General features: G+C 70.2%; 12 protein-coding genes, 1 tRNA gene and 1 pseudogene. 9 read left to right on the top strand and 5 right to left on the bottom strand.

Features of this window, described 5'->3' with window-relative positions; genetic code table 11:
- Nucleotides 1-52: 52 nt before the first annotated feature.
- The gene (locus AB5L52_RS22090) at nt 53-1,549 is read left to right on the top strand and encodes a hypothetical protein (protein WP_369365747.1); all 1,497 of its coding nucleotides are present in this window, start codon (nt 53-55) and stop codon (nt 1,547-1,549) included.
- Here AB5L52_RS22090 and AB5L52_RS22085 read toward each other — a convergent pair.
- The gene (locus AB5L52_RS22085; RefSeq protein WP_369365744.1) at nt 1,513-3,045 is read right to left on the bottom strand and encodes a protein kinase; all 1,533 of its coding nucleotides are present in this window, start codon (nt 3,043-3,045) and stop codon (nt 1,513-1,515) included. The genes AB5L52_RS22090 and AB5L52_RS22085 overlap by 37 nt on opposite strands.
- A gap of 308 nt (nt 3,046-3,353) precedes the next feature.
- Nucleotides 3,354-3,902, bottom strand: coding sequence for a DNA-binding protein (locus AB5L52_RS22080; RefSeq protein WP_351016992.1), 549 nt, complete (start codon nt 3,900-3,902; stop codon nt 3,354-3,356).
- 183 nt (nt 3,903-4,085) lie between these two features.
- Here AB5L52_RS22080 and AB5L52_RS22075 point away from each other — a divergent pair.
- The 3 genes from AB5L52_RS22075 to AB5L52_RS22065 all read left to right on the top strand — a co-directional run bounded on the left by AB5L52_RS22075 (nt 4,086) and on the right by AB5L52_RS22065 (nt 5,302).
- A tRNA-Ala gene (locus tag AB5L52_RS22075) sits at nt 4,086-4,158 on the top strand.
- Nucleotides 4,159-4,409: 251 nt separating this feature from the next.
- Entirely contained in the window at nt 4,410-4,808 is a 399-nt protein-coding gene (locus AB5L52_RS22070) for a hypothetical protein (protein ID WP_351575728.1), read from the top strand.
- Nucleotides 4,809-4,813: 5 nt separating this feature from the next.
- A complete protein-coding gene (locus tag AB5L52_RS22065) occupies nt 4,814-5,302 on the top strand; it encodes a DNA-processing protein DprA (protein ID WP_351575731.1) in 489 nt (162 codons plus the stop codon).
- Nucleotides 5,303-5,512: 210 nt separating this feature from the next.
- Here the strand turns inward: AB5L52_RS22065 and AB5L52_RS22060 are convergent, their stop codons facing one another.
- Entirely contained in the window at nt 5,513-6,661 is a 1,149-nt protein-coding gene (locus AB5L52_RS22060; protein ID WP_369365742.1) for a hypothetical protein, read from the bottom strand.
- Between the two features lie 771 nt (nt 6,662-7,432).
- Between AB5L52_RS22060 and AB5L52_RS22055 the strand changes: the two are divergent.
- A pseudogene (locus AB5L52_RS22055) lies at nt 7,433-7,516 on the top strand (IS5/IS1182 family transposase); the annotation flags it as partial.
- Nucleotides 7,517-7,598: 82 nt separating this feature from the next.
- Here the strand turns inward: AB5L52_RS22055 and AB5L52_RS22050 are convergent.
- Nucleotides 7,599-7,823, bottom strand: a complete 225-nt coding sequence (locus tag AB5L52_RS22050) for a hypothetical protein (protein WP_351575734.1) — start codon at nt 7,821-7,823, stop codon at nt 7,599-7,601.
- Nucleotides 7,824-7,858: 35 nt separating this feature from the next.
- A complete protein-coding gene (locus AB5L52_RS22045; RefSeq protein WP_351575737.1) occupies nt 7,859-8,143 on the bottom strand; it encodes a hypothetical protein in 285 nt (94 codons plus the stop codon).
- A gap of 605 nt (nt 8,144-8,748) precedes the next feature.
- Between AB5L52_RS22045 and AB5L52_RS22040 the strand changes: the two genes are divergently transcribed.
- The 4 genes from AB5L52_RS22040 to AB5L52_RS22025 all read left to right on the top strand — a co-directional run bounded on the left by AB5L52_RS22040 (nt 8,749) and on the right by AB5L52_RS22025 (nt 16,248).
- On the top strand, nt 8,749-10,479 hold the full coding sequence (locus tag AB5L52_RS22040; RefSeq protein WP_369368949.1) for a BTAD domain-containing putative transcriptional regulator: 1,731 nt from the start codon (nt 8,749-8,751) through the stop codon (nt 10,477-10,479).
- Between the two features lie 107 nt (nt 10,480-10,586).
- Nucleotides 10,587-12,755 (top strand): TOMM precursor leader peptide-binding protein, encoded by a 2,169-nt coding sequence (locus AB5L52_RS22035; protein ID WP_351575743.1) that lies wholly within the window; start codon nt 10,587-10,589, stop codon nt 12,753-12,755.
- Complete coding sequence (locus AB5L52_RS22030; RefSeq protein WP_351766091.1) at nt 12,745-14,664, top strand: TOMM precursor leader peptide-binding protein; 1,920 nt, start codon at nt 12,745-12,747, stop codon at nt 14,662-14,664. The genes AB5L52_RS22035 and AB5L52_RS22030 overlap by 11 nt, the downstream gene beginning before the upstream one ends.
- Nucleotides 14,665-14,673: 9 nt before the next feature.
- The gene (locus tag AB5L52_RS22025) at nt 14,674-16,248 is read left to right on the top strand and encodes a SagB family peptide dehydrogenase (protein WP_351575749.1); all 1,575 of its coding nucleotides are present in this window, start codon (nt 14,674-14,676) and stop codon (nt 16,246-16,248) included.
- The last annotated feature ends 14 nt before the right edge of the window (nt 16,249-16,262 follow it).

Below are 16,262 nucleotides of genomic sequence, written 5' to 3'. Positions count from 1 at the left end.
TGTAGGCGTTCATGGGGTCCGGTACGGCGAGTGCGACCAGGGGAGGCGGCACGTGCGGCGGCGAGGGCGACGTACGGCGTGGCGATGGCGGTGGCGGGAGCGGGAGGGGCGCTTCGGCCGACCCGCGGTCTTCGGTGCCGGTGCCGGTGCCGGCACCGGTGCGGTGCGGGCGGTTCTGCTGTCGGGACTGTGCGCGCTGCTCGTCGCCCTGCCGACGGTCGGTACCGCGGCCACGGCCACGCCCGCGACCGCGGCCACGCCCGCGACCGCGGCCACGCCCGCGACCGCAGCCACGCCCGCGACCGCGGCCGCGGCAGAGGACGGACGGTCGTACGCCTTCGCGCCCGGCGCCCGTGACATCGCGGGCGCGACGGGCCCGGCCACGGCCGAACGGCTGGACCCCGGCCGTATCTACCACAGCTCCCTGCCGCGCAACGGCAGGCTCTACTACCGGCTCGACCTCACCGCCGCCGACACGGCGTACGTCCCCGTCACCGCCGTACCCCCGGCGAACGCCACCGTCTCCGCCACCGACGGCATCAGGGTGTGGGTCCAGGACGCCCACGGCACGCCCTGCGGCTATGCGGCCGCCCGCTTCGGCGCCGGTCTCAGCCCGCGCCCGGTCACGGCGCTGGGGCAGCGGGAGGCCGGCAAGACGCTGTGCCAGGGCGCGGGGACGTACTACGTGCTCGTCCAGCGCCTCGACGCCGAGGGCTCCGGTACGACGGCCCCGGCACAGCGCTGGGGCCTGGAGCTCGCGCCCGCCACGGAACCGCGCCCGGCGCGGGCCGGGTCCACCACCGCGCCGCAGACCTGGGACTCCGCCACCCCCGAGCCGCTCGGCGGTCAGCCCCGCGAGTCCTCCGGCGGCACCGGTTTCGCCTCGGCCCGCCCACTGGGCCAAGGGGTGTGGCGGACGGCGCTGGTGCCCGGTGAGACCCGGTTCTACAAGGTGCCGGTCGACTGGGGCCGGCAGCTGAACGCCTCCGCCGAACTGGACGGCGCCTCGGGCCACGGGTATGTCGGCGGGGCGTTGAACCTCTCCCTCTACAACCCGGTCCGCGGCTACGTCGAGGACGCCGCGCTCGGCTACACGGGCATCTCGAAGCCCGCCGTAACGGCACCGCTCCCGCCGGTGGAGTACGCCAACCGTTACGCCGCTGCCGCCGCGGTGACCTCGGTCCGCTTCGCCGGCGACTACTACCTGGTCCTGCATCTCAGCGAGCAGTTGACCGGTCTGTACGGGCGGGGGCCGTTCGGTGTGACGCTGCGGGTCCGGGTCGCCGGGCGGGCACACGCGGGGCCGCAGTACGCCGGGCGGCCCGTGCCGGGCGATGTGTTCACGCTCACCGGGCAGGAGCAGTGGGCGCCGGCCACCGGGAGCACCGGGGGCGGGAGTGGCGGCGGGGACGGGGGCGCCCCCGGGATGAGGCTCGTCGCGATCGGCGGGATCGGCCTGGGCACCGTGCTGCTCCTGGTGCTCGCCGTCTGGACGGTGACGGCGCGACGGGCTCAGACGCGGGTCAACGCCCAGAAGCCCACCGCGTAACAGGCCAGCGCCAGCAGCAGCATCGGGATCGCCACCTTGGCCGGCGGCCCGGCCCGCCGGCTCCGGCTCGCCCGGCGCGACCGGGTCGCCCGGTGCCGTTGCGCGGGCACGGGTGTGGTGGGGATCGGCTGCGCGGGAGGCGGGACCTGCGCGTTGTGGGCGGTGTACGAAGCGGTGGGGGTGTGGGTGTGGGGGGAGAAGTACGGCTGATGAGGGGGGAGTTGGGCGGGGGGTTCGGAAAGGGGCGGGAAAAGGGGCTGGGGCCGCTGGACGTACGGAGGGTGCGGGGCGGGAGTGACGGACCGAGGTACGTGCTCGGCAGCCTGCTGCGGTGACTGTCGCGGTGACTGCTGCGGTGACTGGTGGGGTGACTGCTGGGGTGGCTGCCGGGAGTACGGCTCGGGGACCGAAGGATCCTGCGGAGGCGGCAGACGGAAGCTGCCGGTGTCCGAGAGGGAGCCGGTGCCGGTGCCCGTGTCGGCGCGGGAATCCGTATGCGCACCGGGGCCGGCACCCGAATCCGTGCCGTCGTCGAGGCTCGGTCCGGGACCGTCCTCCGGCGCCGGAGTCGTATACGCGCCCTCGACCAGCTCCAACGCCACTCCGGAGGCCGTCTTGAGGGGGCCGTCGGGGGCGAACCCGGGCGGGAGCGGGCCGAGTTGGTCGAAGATCTCGATCAGTTCGTCGTCGGGCTCGGGCTCCGGCAGGAGTTCCGCGGCGGAGGCGAGGGCCTTGCGTGCGCCCGTGGCGGTGCGGAAACGCGCGTCCGGGTCGGGCTGGAGCAGGGTGGCGACGACCTGCCAGAGCGGTTCCGGGATGCCCTTGGGCGGGCCGGGCGTGCCGTGGTCCGCGAAGTACTCCACGAGCGCCTTGGCGTCGGGCTTGGCGCCTTCGAGGAGATACAGCGCGACCAGGCCCACGGCGAACAGGTCGGCGGGGAAGTCGGGTTCGCAGCCGAGCATCTGCTCGGGTGCGAGATAACCGGGCGTGCCCACCACCAGGTTGGTCTCCGTCAGACGGGGTTCGCCGAGCCGCATGGCGATGCCGAAGTCGGACAGCCGCAGCCGCGGCCGGCCGGTTCCGGTGGCTTCGAGGAGGACGTTGGCGGGCTTGATGTCACGGTGGATGACGCCCTCGGCGTGGACCGCGGCGAGACCGGACAGGAGCTGGTCGAGCAGGGTGCACACGAACGCCGGTGGCAGGGGGCCGTAGTCACCGACGAGATGGACCAGCGAGCCGCCGCCGACCAGGTCCATGGTGAAGAGCACCTGGTCGTCGTCGGCGGCCCAGCTGGCCGGGGCGAGGACATGCGGGTGATCGATCCGCAGGGCCTGCTCGCGGACGAAGCGCAGCAGGGAGTGGGCGTCACGCTGCTGGAGCACCTTGGCGGCCACATAGCGCCGTCGGCGATGGTCCCAGGCGCGCCATACGGCGCCCACGCCACCGCGGCCGATCGGGTCGGCCAGCTCGTACCGTCCGGCGAAGACCTCACCCATGGCAGCCCATCACTCCTCCCCCTGGCCCCCCGCCAGTCCCGTTGTCCCCTTACTTCCCCGCTTCCCCACTTCTCTCGCTTACCTCGCTTCCCCCTGATCTCTCCCCCGACCGATCCCCGGTCTCCGATCCCGGTCTCCGATTCGGGTCTCCCCCGCGATGAGTGATACGCCCCCGTATACGCCCCCGTTCCCGCACGAGGACCGGTCCACCCCCGTGGACCGGCCTGCCCCCTCTTCGGCCTGCGGCTGGGCCTGAGCCTGGGCTCCGGCCCGGTTCCCGGACCCCCTCCGTGAACCGGGCCGGGCTCCTAGTTCTGGTGGGACTGGTAGTGCGCGACGGCGTCGGAGGTGCGGCCGGCGCCGTAGACGCGGAGGAACTCCGCCAGTTCCGGATGGCTCGGGGCGAGGCTGTCCGCGGCGTCGATGATGTCGCCCGCGGCGGCCACCGAGCGCAGCAGCGACTGGATCTCGCGGACCACCCGCTTGACCGTCGGCGCGCCCGAACCACTCGTGGTCTGGGTGGTGTTGCTGAGCACGGAGCCCCCCTGCGACTTCTTGATCTCGTCCATCCGCTGGGTGGCCTCGGCGGCACTCACGCTGCCGTCCGCGACCTGGGCCGCCAGCTCCTGCAGCAGCTGCACCCGCTGGACCACGGCGGGATTGCCGATCTTCGCGCGCTGGCCGCTCATCAGCTGCGAGAGCATCGGAGCGGACAGCCCCAGGACCGCCGCGAGACGGGCCTGGTTGAGCCCGAGATCGTCGATGAGCTTACGGAAGAGCGCCCCCAACGGCTCTCCGTACCAGTTCCGCTGCAGCTCCCGCGCTCTCGCGGTGGCTTCCTGCTGTGCGGCGTCCATTGCGTCTCCCCATCGCTTCCCCTGTAATACCGCGGTTCGCTGTAGCGAACCACGTCGAGCATCTTACGGAGAGTGGTCATCCGCGGGGACCCCCAATCTTTTTGCGGAATACCGGGGGTGACCCGGTACTCTGTTCTGCGGCACCCGCCGGAACGCGACATCTCCGGCAGGCCGCTGCTTCCCGGGGCCTTAGCTCAGTTGGTAGAGCGCCGTCTTTGCATGGCGGATGTCAGGGGTTCGACTCCCCTAGGCTCCACTCCCTTGCACCCATCTGACCTGCGGAAACGCTGTCAGGGGGGTGTTTTTGTCCCGATTTCCCGTGCGCACGTGTGCGCACGGATTCGCCGAGGGGATACCAGGGGAGTTCTCTCCTGGTCAGCGGAAACGGCTCGGTGCATGGATTGAGAGTGCTTGCCCCGCCTTGACGGCTGAGAGAGGTCGGTCGGGAGCCGGGCACATGGGCGGTTGCCCATGGCCCTGTGGTCGGCAGGCAGTGTCGTCGGGTGTATGGAGGAGCGCTGGGGGGATGAGCGGGCGGCGATGGCCGTGCTGCTACGACGTGCCCGCAGCGAGCGTCAGGAGCGGGATGCCGTGGCGCGGGTGATGGAGGCCGGCAGCGCCTGGCAGGTGCTCGACGAGGAGCAGCCTTCTCTGTTCGGCGGCTCCGCCGAGGATGAGCTGCCTGCGGCTCGGGCGGAGCTGGATCGCTGGGCAGGACAGGGCATCGGGGTGCGTGCGCTGACCGAGCCGGACTATCCGCAGCAGCTGAGCAGTGCCTTTGATGCCCCCGGTCTCGTCTTCACCCGCGGAGTCCTGAGCCCCAAAGACGATGGCGTCGCTGTCGTTGGCTCGCGCAGCGCTGCGTCGCGTGCCTGGCCGATGCGGCAGCGATCGCGCGTGGGCTGAGCGTGGTGTCTGGGCTGGCAGCGGGGATCGATACCGCTGCGACCGAGGCGGCGCTGGACGGTGGTGGACGGGTGGTCGGCGTGATCGGCACGGGCGTTTACCACGCTTATCCACCAGAGAACCTTGGTCTGCACCGCCGAGTTGTGGCCTCTGGGCTGGTGCTCTCACCATTCTGGCCGGACACTCCGCCGTCGAAGACGACCTTCCCGCGTCGCAACGGCACGATGTCGGCTTACTGCCGGGCCACGGTGATCGTGGCCGCAGGCCCGCGTAGCGGTACCCGCATCCAAGCCCGTAAGGCTGTCGAGCACGGCCGCCCGGTGATCCTGCTGCGCTCGGTCCTCGATGGGAACGACTGGGTGCGCGAACTGCTGGAGCGGCCGGATGCGCACGTCGCCGACGACGTGGACGGTGTCCTGGCAGCACTGGACGAGATTGTGCGCCGTCCGGCGGACGTCGACCGTCTGCTGCGGGATCTCGTCGATCTGCGGTGAAGCGAGAGTCGGAAGACACACAGGGCGTTCGCGCAGCCGAGATCGTTGCCCGTACCCGGTTCACCGATCACTTCCTCGCTCCTACCCGATCCGCCCGCGGCATCTGCGCGGTGTGCGCTGGACCGCTGGCCGGCGGCGATCCGATCTGCCTCACGTGCACAAACCACGAGCGTCAGGCACAAGCACTCGGCACGTGGACGGCGGACCGGGTCATCTTTGTGGCGTACTCGGTGGCGGACAGCCAGTCCGACTGGGACATGCACCGCTACAAGGCCGCGCCCGGTGCGGCCAACCCGTCGTGGATGCGGACGGCGGGACTGGCTGCGTACTTCGGCTTGATGCACCGTGCTTTATGTGGCCAAACACCTCAACAAGGTCCCTGATGCCGCCGCGATAGCGCACGTGTATCTTGCCCGATCCCGTCAGTTGGACTCGCCCCATGCCACGCAGCCCGAGTTCTGCGTGGCGCTCTGGTCGGTATCCGACGAGGTCATGCATGAGCCCCGGCGGCGCAGTTCGGTGCTCGAAGAACGGTGCCCACTGCCCGTCGGGACGCCGAGTTCGGCCCTTGGTTTGGCGCAGGATGGATGGCAGGTTGTTCGGCACGGTGTGCTCGAACACAAGCAGCCCCTCGCTGCCCGACCAGCCTGGACCGTCTTCGGTTCGCCGTGCGTAGTCTTCGCACAGTTTCCTGATCCTCCCGAGCTCGTCTTTATGCCACTGAGCCGAGGGTAGGTCCATCCCGCGGTGCAGCACCGACACCCCGTCGTACAGTCCACTGGCACGGATGCGCCGCAGTCCGGCCGTTGTCGCGGCGAAGAGGACCAGGTGCAGCCGGATCAACTTCAGGGAGCGCCAGCTGCGGATCGTCGCATTCCGCAGCCAGGCCCGCGCGTACGCCAAGGACTCCTCACCTGAGCCGGCATAGTCGGAAACGAACACTAGGCTCCGCGCACGCCGCTTCTGGAGAAGATCAATCGTCATGGCGTTGCGCGTCACGACCGAGGTGTGCAGACTCCGCTCTACATCGCGGATGATGTTCTGGACGATCAACTCGCTACCGCCGCCATCGCCACCTGAAACCTGTGGTGAGACGTTGTCGACGAACATCGTGTCCGGCGGCTTGCAGGAGCGGACTCCGTACAGCGCTGCCGGCCTCTCTATGTTGGCTTCATCGGCTAGGGCCGACCGCAGATGTTCCAGTAGCCCCTGCCTGAATATCGTCTCCGAGACGATATGCAGGCCGTCGAGCAACCGCTGAGCCGTCTCAGCGTCCCTGGGGGCGAAGTTGGTCAGCCACTCGACCCCTTGGCGGGTTTCGCCTGGCCTCTTTGGCTTCCCAGCGGCACGCGTGTGCATCGCGCCCCCTTGTTACCGGATTCCGTAACTGACCTGGTGTTTCTCACCGTAGCGACTGCCCACACATCTGTGTGGGCATGGTTTCGGGCGTACGGGCTGGCGGTCGCCACTACGCTCTGGGATGTCGTGCCGCCGAGAAGAGGGTTTGCGCAAACCCATGCCTTGGGCCCGCCCTGGTTCGATGGATACTGCGATCGCTGTGATTTGTCGTTGCAGCCGCAATGGTCTGTGGTGGCGTGCGCACGTGTGCGCACCGGGTGCGGATGGAGCCGGATCGAGGGGGATCGAGCGGGACGGAAACAGGGGTGTTTATCCCGCTTTCTGGTAAAACCGCAGCTCGGTTAGGTAACGGTTTCGGGTTCGACTCCCCTAGGCTCCACTGAGGAAACCTCACCTGACCTGCGTGAACGCCATCAGATGGGGTTTCTGGCGTGCCGACATGTCAGCACGCTTCGAGGTGCAAAGTGCTCGGGGATCGAGAGGGCTTGTTCCTCTAGGCTCGCGGGCGACTTGGTGTGGGCTGGAACCGTGAGTACTCCTCGTGGCCATCGAACTGCGTACCGAGCGGTTGTGGCGCATGGGGTGCCATGGATGAGCAGCCTCCCGTGGTCGTGCTGCCGCCTGCGGCGGACAGCGGGTGACGCTCCAAGGCGAGCGCATGGTTTCGCGTACAGCCTGTTCGACGTGCTGGACTTCCTAAACCGTTCGGGGCTTCCCGCCACTGACACGGCCGTCGACGACCCTGAGTTGATCGAGTGGCGCGGCGGCGGACGGTAATGCCGGCAGCATGGCGACGGCCTCCGCCATGCTGTCCAGGCCATCGCCCGCATGCACAACCTCGCCCTCGCCAAGTGATCGACAAGCGCGCGCAGGCGCACCGCACTGCCCGCCCACGGATTTCTGGACCACGCTTCAGCCCGGATTGCGGACTGGGCCGTCAGCCGTCCGTGTCCCGGCGCCGCTTCGTGAGCTGCCGGGCGGCGTAGGCCAGCGGGGGGACGACGAGGAGCCAGTACCAGGAGCCGGTGAGGACCGCCAGGGCGAAGCCGAGGGCGCCGGACAGCGGGAAGAGGGTGTAAGCGGCGTACGCGGCGAGGTCCAGCGCCTTGCCGGAGCGTTCGGCGCGGGCCGGGGTACGGGCGGGGTCGGGCGTGAGGGACATGGAGACTCTTTCCTGGTTGCGGTGCCGAACGGCCTTCAGAGCTTAGGAAGGACTTCGCCGACGAAAGGTTTCATACTCGCCTGCATCTGCTCATGGTTCTGGCCACCGAAGTCGACGTTCCACAGATAGGTGTCGGCGCCGTACGTCTCGTGCAGCTCGTGGATCTGCTCCACCGCGGACTCCGGGGAGCCGATGACGGTCGTGCCGTAGTGCTTGACGTCGAAGGAACCGAGGTGCTTCACGTCCCGGCCCATCGACTCGTAGCCGACGTAGCCGCTGGAGCTGGTGTCGCGCCAGGAACGCGCCGCCTCCGGCCGCACCTGCAGGCAGCGGCCGGAGGCGGCCGACCGCGACCGGCGCCGCTCCGGTAGGGATGGTTTTCAGCCAAGGCAGTCGTCAAACACTCAATCAATGGCGCCAAGTATCCGTAAAGAGCCGAACAAAGATGGGTAATATCCTCAACCAACTCGGCCATTTTCGCATCCAAACATAAGCGCTCTAAATGTGACTCACTTCACGTCGGTATGGGGGCTGTGGTGGCCCACTCTCCAGGGAGTCTTAGTGATATGTTCCACTCAAGGGAATTGACTCACTCGGGGGAAATCGTGGGATCAGGACAATTATCGGCCCTGTTGTTGCAGCTCGCCTCGGATTCACCGTTTCAGCGCCACAGTCGGCCGGAGAGGATCTCTCGGGCTACTCCGGGTAACGCCGCTTGACCACGCGGTAGGGACTCGGGTGGCAGGGCGGGCGCATCCCGGGCAGGGCGGTGGGAACGGTGCGGGCGGCATGGCCCCGCCAGGTATTTTCATGCCCTTTTCACGGCATGGCGGAAAAACCTTTTTCCCGGCCCTTTCCGAGAGAACGTCCATCCCTTTTTTCGCAAGTTTTTAATGGGGGAACAAATTTGGATGCCCGTTTCTCGGTGCTCGGCTTGCTGAGCATCTCTGAGAAAGGGGATGCGGTGGTGCTGCAGCCGTCGAAACCCACGACATTGTTGGCTGCGCTCCTGCTGCGTCCCAATGAAGTCGTGTCCATCGATTATCTGCAGCGCGCCATATGGGGAGAGCGTTCGGCGGTCACCGCCACGGCGACGCTGCGCACGTACATCATGCGGCTGCGCAAGCTCTTCGCAAAGTTCGGCATCTCCGACAACCTCATCGACACGCTGCCCGGCGGCTATCGCCTCCGCGCCACGCCGGCGAGCCTGGACCTGCTCGAGTTCCGGGAGCAGGTGAGGGCCGCCGCCGTACAGGAGGACCAGCAGGCCGAACTCGATCTGCTGGTGCGGGCGGTGAAGCTGTGGCGCGGGCCGGTGCTGGGCAACATTCCGTCGGATGCCCTGCACTGCCAGGAGATCCCGGCGCTCACCGAGGAGTGGCTGCGCTCCTGGGAGCGGGTCTTCGACCTCTCGCTCGCACTGGGCCACGGCCGGCAGGTCCTACCCGAACTGCGCACGGTCGTACGGTCGCACCCCGGCCACGAGCGGTTCTGGGAGCAGCTGATCGAGGCCCTCTACCGCTCCGGCCGGCAGTCCGATGCGCTGGCCGAATACCAGCGGGTCAAGGGGTACCTCCGCGACGAGCTCGGGGTCGACCCCGGGCCCGCGCTGCAGAGCCTCGAGCTGGCGATCCTGCGCGGCGAGCGGCTTGAGCCCGTGCCGGACGGGGGCGCTGCCGTCACGGCGGAGGCCGCGCCCGCCGAGCCCGGTCCCGTGCCCGCGCGCCTCGCACTGCCGCCGGACCTCCCGCACTTCGTCGGGCGGGCCGATGGCGTCGCCTCGCTGGTCGCGCAGCTGACCCGGGAGAGATCGGGCCCCGCGGTGGCCGTGCTCTCGGGGCCGCCCGGTATCGGCAAGACCGCGCTCGCCACGCACGTGGCGCACCGGGTGCGCGACCATTTCCCCGACGGGCAGTGGGCCCTGCGGATGCGGGACGGCCACGTCGGCCATGCCAATGACATCGTTTCCCGGATCGACTCGGCGCACGGGGACGACCAGAGGGTGCTGCTTCTCCTCGACGATGTCTCGGATCTCGAGCAGGTGCGTCCTCTGCTGCCGGCATCGGCGGGCAGCGCGGTGATCGTCACCAGCCGGATCAACCTCGCGGAGCTCGCGGTGAGCACGGGCGGCACGCTGCACCAGCTGATGCCGCTGGACCCCGAGGACTCCTATCGGCTGCTGGCCGCCGTCGTGGGGGCCGAAAAGGTACGCGCGGAGCCGGAGGCGGCACACGACCTCGCCCGGCTCTGCGGCCATTTCCCCCTCGCGCTCGCCATTGCCGGAGCGCGCCTGCTCGGGCGGCCCCGGCACCGCATAGCCGACTGCGTCACCTGGCTGGAAACCGGCACGCTGGAGAAGCTCTCACTGCCCGGCGGGCGGCTTTCCGTGGGCCGGCTCTTCCAGGAACACCTACAGCAGTTGGCACAGCCGCTCGGTGAGGCGTTCCTCAGGATCGGGGAGCACGCCGCGGACGCCCTGTCCGCAGCGCAGTGCGCGGAACTGCTGGGCGTCACACCCACGCGGGCCCGCCACCTGCTCGAGCAGCTCGTCGACGCCCATCTGCTCGAGGAATATCCGCTCGGCCATTTCTATACGCACGACCTCCTCCGCCTGTTCGCCCGGCAGCACGCGAGTCCCGTCGGCTCGGCCGCATAAACCGCGCTATCAGGATTTCCCGGGCAACTGCCCGGTGGGACCAGTCGGTTCCGACCATTCCCTTCGCGCTGCTCTGCGCGCGACTTCCGCACCGATTCTCCAGAGGGTTGACGACATTGGTAGCCACGCAGGCATCGATCACCCAGGCACGTCCCCGGATCCAGCGCGACGTGCTCTTCACCGAGACCCCGCTGGGTGTGCTCTTCCACAACGCCCGCGGCGGATTCCAGATTAAGGCGAAATCGGCATACCGGTTCGCCATGCTGATCGTGCCGCACCTCGACGGCGAGAACCGGGTGGAGGACCTCTGTAAGGGGCTGGCGGAAAGCCAGCAGAAGATGCTCCTGGGACTGGTCCGTGCCCTGTTCGACCACGGATTCGCGCGCAACGTCCGCAGCACGGACACGGCGGAGATACCCGCAGGCACCGCCGAGTTGTTCAGTGCCCAGCTCCTCTACATCGACCACTACGTGGACGACGCCCCGTCGCGGTTCCTCAGGTTCAGGAACACCCGGGTCGCGGTGATCGGGGACGACGAGATCGCCCGCTGGTGCGCGCTCGGCCTGGTCCGCAACGGCGCGGCGCACGTCGCCATGAGCCGGCGCTTCGGCGAGGTCGTCACCGAGGCCGGGGAACTGTCCGCGAAGGGCAGCCCGGTAGAGGTCGGCCAACTGCGGTCCGCATCCGGCGCATTCACGTGGGACGACCTTGCTGCGTACGACGTCGTCGTCGTGTCGGAGCTGGACACGGCGCCGCGCCGGGTCCTCTCCCTGCTGCAGGCCGGGCTCCCCGAGGGCAAGATGCTGCTTCCCGCCTGGGGATTCGGGAATCAGGCCGTCGTCGGCCCGCTGATGCGTACCGGCACCCCGGCGTGCTGGGTGTGCGCGATGCTCCGCCTCGGCGCCGACGAGGACGGGCACGGCCCCGCGGCCCAGGTGTGGAGCGAGGCCGTCCTGCCCGCCACCGGGCAGCCGGGTACGGCCCCGAGCCGGCCGCTGGCCGCGATGCTCGGCAACCTGCTGGGCTACGAGGTCTTCCGGGTGGTGACCGGCGCCCTGCCGCCCGAGACCGAGGGGCAGGTCCTCATCCAGGACCTGGACTCCGTCGACGTCACCTCCGAGCCCGTCGTCGCCCACCCGCGCTGCCCCCACTGCGCGGTCGCCCCCGCAACCGGCGAACTCACCGAGGCCGTACCGGTCCTGTCGGTGCCCGTAGCCGGGCCGGGCACCGACGCCGACGAGCTCATGAAGCAGCTCGACGAGCACCTCCTGCTCGTCCGCCCCCGGGCCGGTGTGTTCCGTGCATTCGACGACGAACCCCTCAAGCAACTGCCCCTCAAGGCGAGCGTCCTCCGGTTCGGGCTCGGGCACGGCGGCGAACGCTCCGTCGCAGCCTTCGACGTGCACCACGTCGTGGGGGCCCGCATGCGCGTGCTGCGCCGCGCCGCGGGGATCTACACCGAGCACGTCGCCCCGGCCCGGCACGCGCTCTCCGGCGAGGCGCTGGAGGCCGTACGCGCCTTCCCGGCGGTGGACCCGGCTGCGCTCGTCACCAACAGCGGTGCGGGCGTGCCCGGTTCGGCGATCGCGTACTGGTCGGCGGCGACCTCGCTGGTGTCGGGGGCGCGGCGCCTGGTGCCCTCGGCGGCTGTCCTGACCGCGGGGCCCCACAACGCCGACAAGGTGTGCGCCGTCACCTCGGCGGGCACCGGTGCCGGTGCCACCGCCGGGGAGGCGCTGACCCGCGGGCTGCTCTCCGCCCTGGCTCACGACGCCCTCGAGCGCACGCTCCGCGGGACGGCACCGGCCGCCTCCGTACCGCTCGACGCCCTCGCGGACGGGGCGGAGCTCGCCTTCCTCGTCGACTCCGGCCGCAACCTCGGCCTGGACCTCGAACTGCTCGACCTTGCCGCGCACGAGGACGGGCGGTACGTCCTGCTCGCCCGCTCCGGCGACGTCTGGGCGCTCGGCTCGGGCCTGACCTGGCGGTCCGCGGCCGTCGCCGCGCTGCGTGACGCGGTCGGCGCCGCGCAGCTTGCGCAGCAGGCTGACGGGCCCGCCGACTTCGGCGATCCGGTGATCCGCGCATTCGACCCGGCCGCCGTCGTCTCCGAGGGGACGGCCGCCGCCCGGCTCGACGCCGAGTTGTCCCCGGAGCAGGTGCTCCACGCCCTCAGGACAAGGGACATGGACGCCCTGGCGGTCGCGACCACACCGTCCGACCTGCTGGCCGGCGGCCTCCACACCGCGCGGGTGGTGCTGACGCGTGGCAACTGACCTCAGGAGCGACCTGGCCGTGGCCGGCCTGACCAAGGCCGTCCGGGCCGCGCTGGCCCGCCACGGCTCCGGCGGGGTGACCGTGACCGGCCGGGCCCTCGGCGTCCGTGACGAACTGGCCGTCCCCGCCGGGGACACGGAGCCCGGGGATGTGTCGGTGTACGTCTACGGTCACACTGCCGTCATCGGCCCACTGCACCACGGCGGCGTGACCGCACCCGCCTGCGGGCGCTGCCTGGCCCGCCGCTGGCAGGCGGTGCGGCCCGAGGACATCCGCGACGCGCTGGAGACCGGGGGCGACACCCACGCGTGCGGCGACCACCCCTTCCTCACCCCGTTCACCGCCGACGCGGTGGCTGGCGTGATCGCCGCCCACGTCGTCGGCCACCGGGACGTCACCACTTCCGCGCCGTACTCGACGGTCTGCCTGGTCAACCTCGAGACCCTCGAGGTCCAGCAGGTCCCACTGGTGCCCGACGCCGACTGCCCCGAGTGCGGCCGTCGTACGCCGGACACCCCGGAGGCCGCCGAGGTGGCTCTCGAGCCGACGCCGAAACCGGTACCGGACGTGTTCCGGACCCGCCGGCTCGGGGACTTCGACCTCCCGGTCGGTGCCTTCGCCAACGCGGTCAGCGGAGCCCTGGGCCCCGCGCCCTTCCTCGAACTCGACTCTCCCACCGCGTCGTCGACCCTCGGCTGGTTCAGCCTGCGGACCGGGCCCTACCTGCACAAGACGTACTGGGCGGGGCACACGAACTCCTACGGCGACAGCATCCGCGTCGGCATCATGGAGGGCCTTGAGCGCTACGCGGGCACCAGGCCGCGGAGCAAGACGGCGACGGTCGTAGCCTCGTTCGAGGAGCTCGGCGACCAGGCGCTCGACCCGCGCCGATGTGGCGTGTACAGCGATGAGTTCTACGAGCACGACGGCCGGATGGCGCCGTTCTCCGAGAAGCGCCCGATGCCCTGGGTGTGGGGCTGGTCCCTGCGCGACCGGCGTCCGGTCCTCGTGCCCGAGATCATCACCTACTACAACAGCTCCACCACGGAGGCCCCCTTCGTGCAGGAGTGCTCCAACGGCTGCGCCTCCGGCGGCTCCCTCGTCGAGGCGGCCTTCCACGGCCTGATGGAGCTCATCGAACGCGACGCGTTCCTCCTCGCCTGGTACGGGATGGCCGCGCTGCCCGAGATCGATCCGCACAGCAGCAGCCGCCCGGACACCCGGATGATGGTCGACCGGCTGGCGATGTACGGGTACGAGGCCCGCTTCTTCGACACGCGCATCACCTTCCCTGTCCCGGTGGTGACGGGCGTGGCGATCCGCAAGGACGGCGGGCTCGGCACCATGTGCTTCGGCGCCGGGGCGAGCCTGGACCCCGAGGAGGCTGTCGCCGGCGCCCTGGCCGAGATCGGTACCGACGCGGCGCGGCTGCGCCTGCGCACCGAGCTGCAGCTGGCCGAACTGCGCGAGATGGCTCGCGACTTCGACAAGGTAAGGGCCCTCAACGACCACCCGGGCCTGTACGGGCTCCCGGAGATGGCCCCGTACGCCTCGTTCCTGCTCGACGGAGCGCGTGACGCCCGGCCCCTCGTGGAGGTGTTCGGCGACGGACGGCCGGTGCTGCGGCCCTCGGTGGATCTGAGCGAGGACCTCGCGGCGTGCGTGGACGCCGTCGCGTCGGCCGGGTTCGACACCATCGTGGTCGAGCAGACGCTCCCGGAGCAGCGGGACATGGGGCTGAGCACGGCCAGTGTGATCGTGCCCGGCCTGCTGCCCATCGACTTCGGCTGGGGGCGCCAGCGCGCCCTGCACATGCCCCGCACGCGAACCGCCCTGCGGGAGGCGGGCCTGCGCGGCGACGACCTCACCCGGGATCAGCTGAACCCGGCGCCCCACCCGTTCCCCTAGGGAGTGTCCATGAATGCCGCACACGCATACGTGAACGCAGTGATCCAGCGCGGCCGGGACGGCATGCAGCCGCCCGGTTTCGACCCCGATTGGTCCGACGCGCCCCGGGACGGCAAGTTCTATCCCGGCGCCGAAACGATCCCCCTGCCTGCCGGTGAGCTCACCGCCAGCGCAACGCTGCAGGACGGCCTCGCCGACGGCGGTGGAGCCGGCGGGTTCACCCTCGACACGCTCGGCGGGATGCTGCTCGACTCCTACGGGCGTATCGGCCGCCGTCTCGCGGTGCACGCCAACTACGACGTGCCCACCCTGCCCGGCTATCCCCAGGCCCGGTGGGCCAGGGGCACCGCTTCGGGCGGCGCCCGCTACCCGGTGAGCGTCTACTGGGCTGCCGGACCGGGCGGTCCGCTGCTGCCCGGGGTCTACCACTACTCGTCCCCCCACCACGCCATGCAGCGCCTGCTGGCAGGCGACGTGACCGGCGAGGTGCGGGAGGCCGTCGGCGACCCGGCGCTGACCGACCACACCGACCAGTACCTCGTGCTGGGCATCAAGTTCTGGCAGAACTCCTTCAAATACGGCAACTTCAGCTACCACGTCGTCTCGATGGACATCGGTACCATCGTGCAGACTTGGCGGATGTGGGCCCGTGCCCATGGCCTGGACGTCGAGCCCGTCCTGTGGTTCGACGAGCACCGCCTGACCCGGCTCCTCGGACTGCCCGACGGTGAGGAGGGCGTCTTCGCCGTTATCCCCCTGCGCTGGCGGTCCGAACGGAAGGGAAAGCACCCGGCGTTCGCTTCCGCCGCCCCGCGCGTGCGCTTGGCGGACTCCGAACTGTCCAAACACACCCGCGGGTTCGAGATGGGTGACGAGGTCCACGCCGCCACGCTCGAGAACGCCGCCGTGCGCCCGCCGGCCGGAGCTGCGAAGGCCGCGGCGCCCGAGGTGCGGGGCCAGGGTCCGGCGATACCGCTGCCGCCGCCACGCTCCCTGGGCCTCCCGGTCCGGGAGGCACTGCGCCGCCGCACCAGCAGCTTCGGCCGGTTCACCCCGGACCACGCCCTCACCCCCGAGGAGCTCGCCACCGCGCTCGCCGGTGCCCGGGCCGGGGCGCTGGCGGCCGACGTCGGCGCACAAGGGCTCACTAAGTCCTACGTGTTCGTGAACAACGTCGAGGCCATCGCCCCCGGAAGCTACGAATTCGACCCCGAGCAGAACGCGTTGCTGCCCGTCAAGACCGGACCGCAGGGCAGGTTCCTTCAGGAGCACTACTTCCTCGACAACTACAACCTGGAGCTGGCCGGAGCCGTCATCGTGCCGGCCGCACGCGCGCTCACCGCGGTCGACGCGCTGGGCGCACGGGGCATGCGGCTGGTCAACGCCGAGATCGGGGCCGTCTCGCAGGCGGTGTACACGGCTTGCGCCGGGCTGGGGATCGGCTGCGGTGCCGCGCTCGGCTTCGACAACCGCGCCTATATCCAGGAGCTCGGGCTCAGGTCGACCGACGAGGCGCCCCTGGTCATCCTGCTGATCGGACACGAGCGCCCGGACACCGCGGACTTCCGTTACGAGATCGCCTGAACCATGGGACAAGC

The sequence above is a fragment of the Streptomyces sp. CG4 genome, assembly GCF_041080655.1.
In the GTDB taxonomy this organism is placed as follows: Bacteria; Actinomycetota; Actinomycetes; order Streptomycetales; family Streptomycetaceae; genus Streptomyces.
The sequence above is the reverse complement of the archived record's forward strand: the minus strand, read 5'-3'. Positions and strand labels throughout refer to the sequence as shown.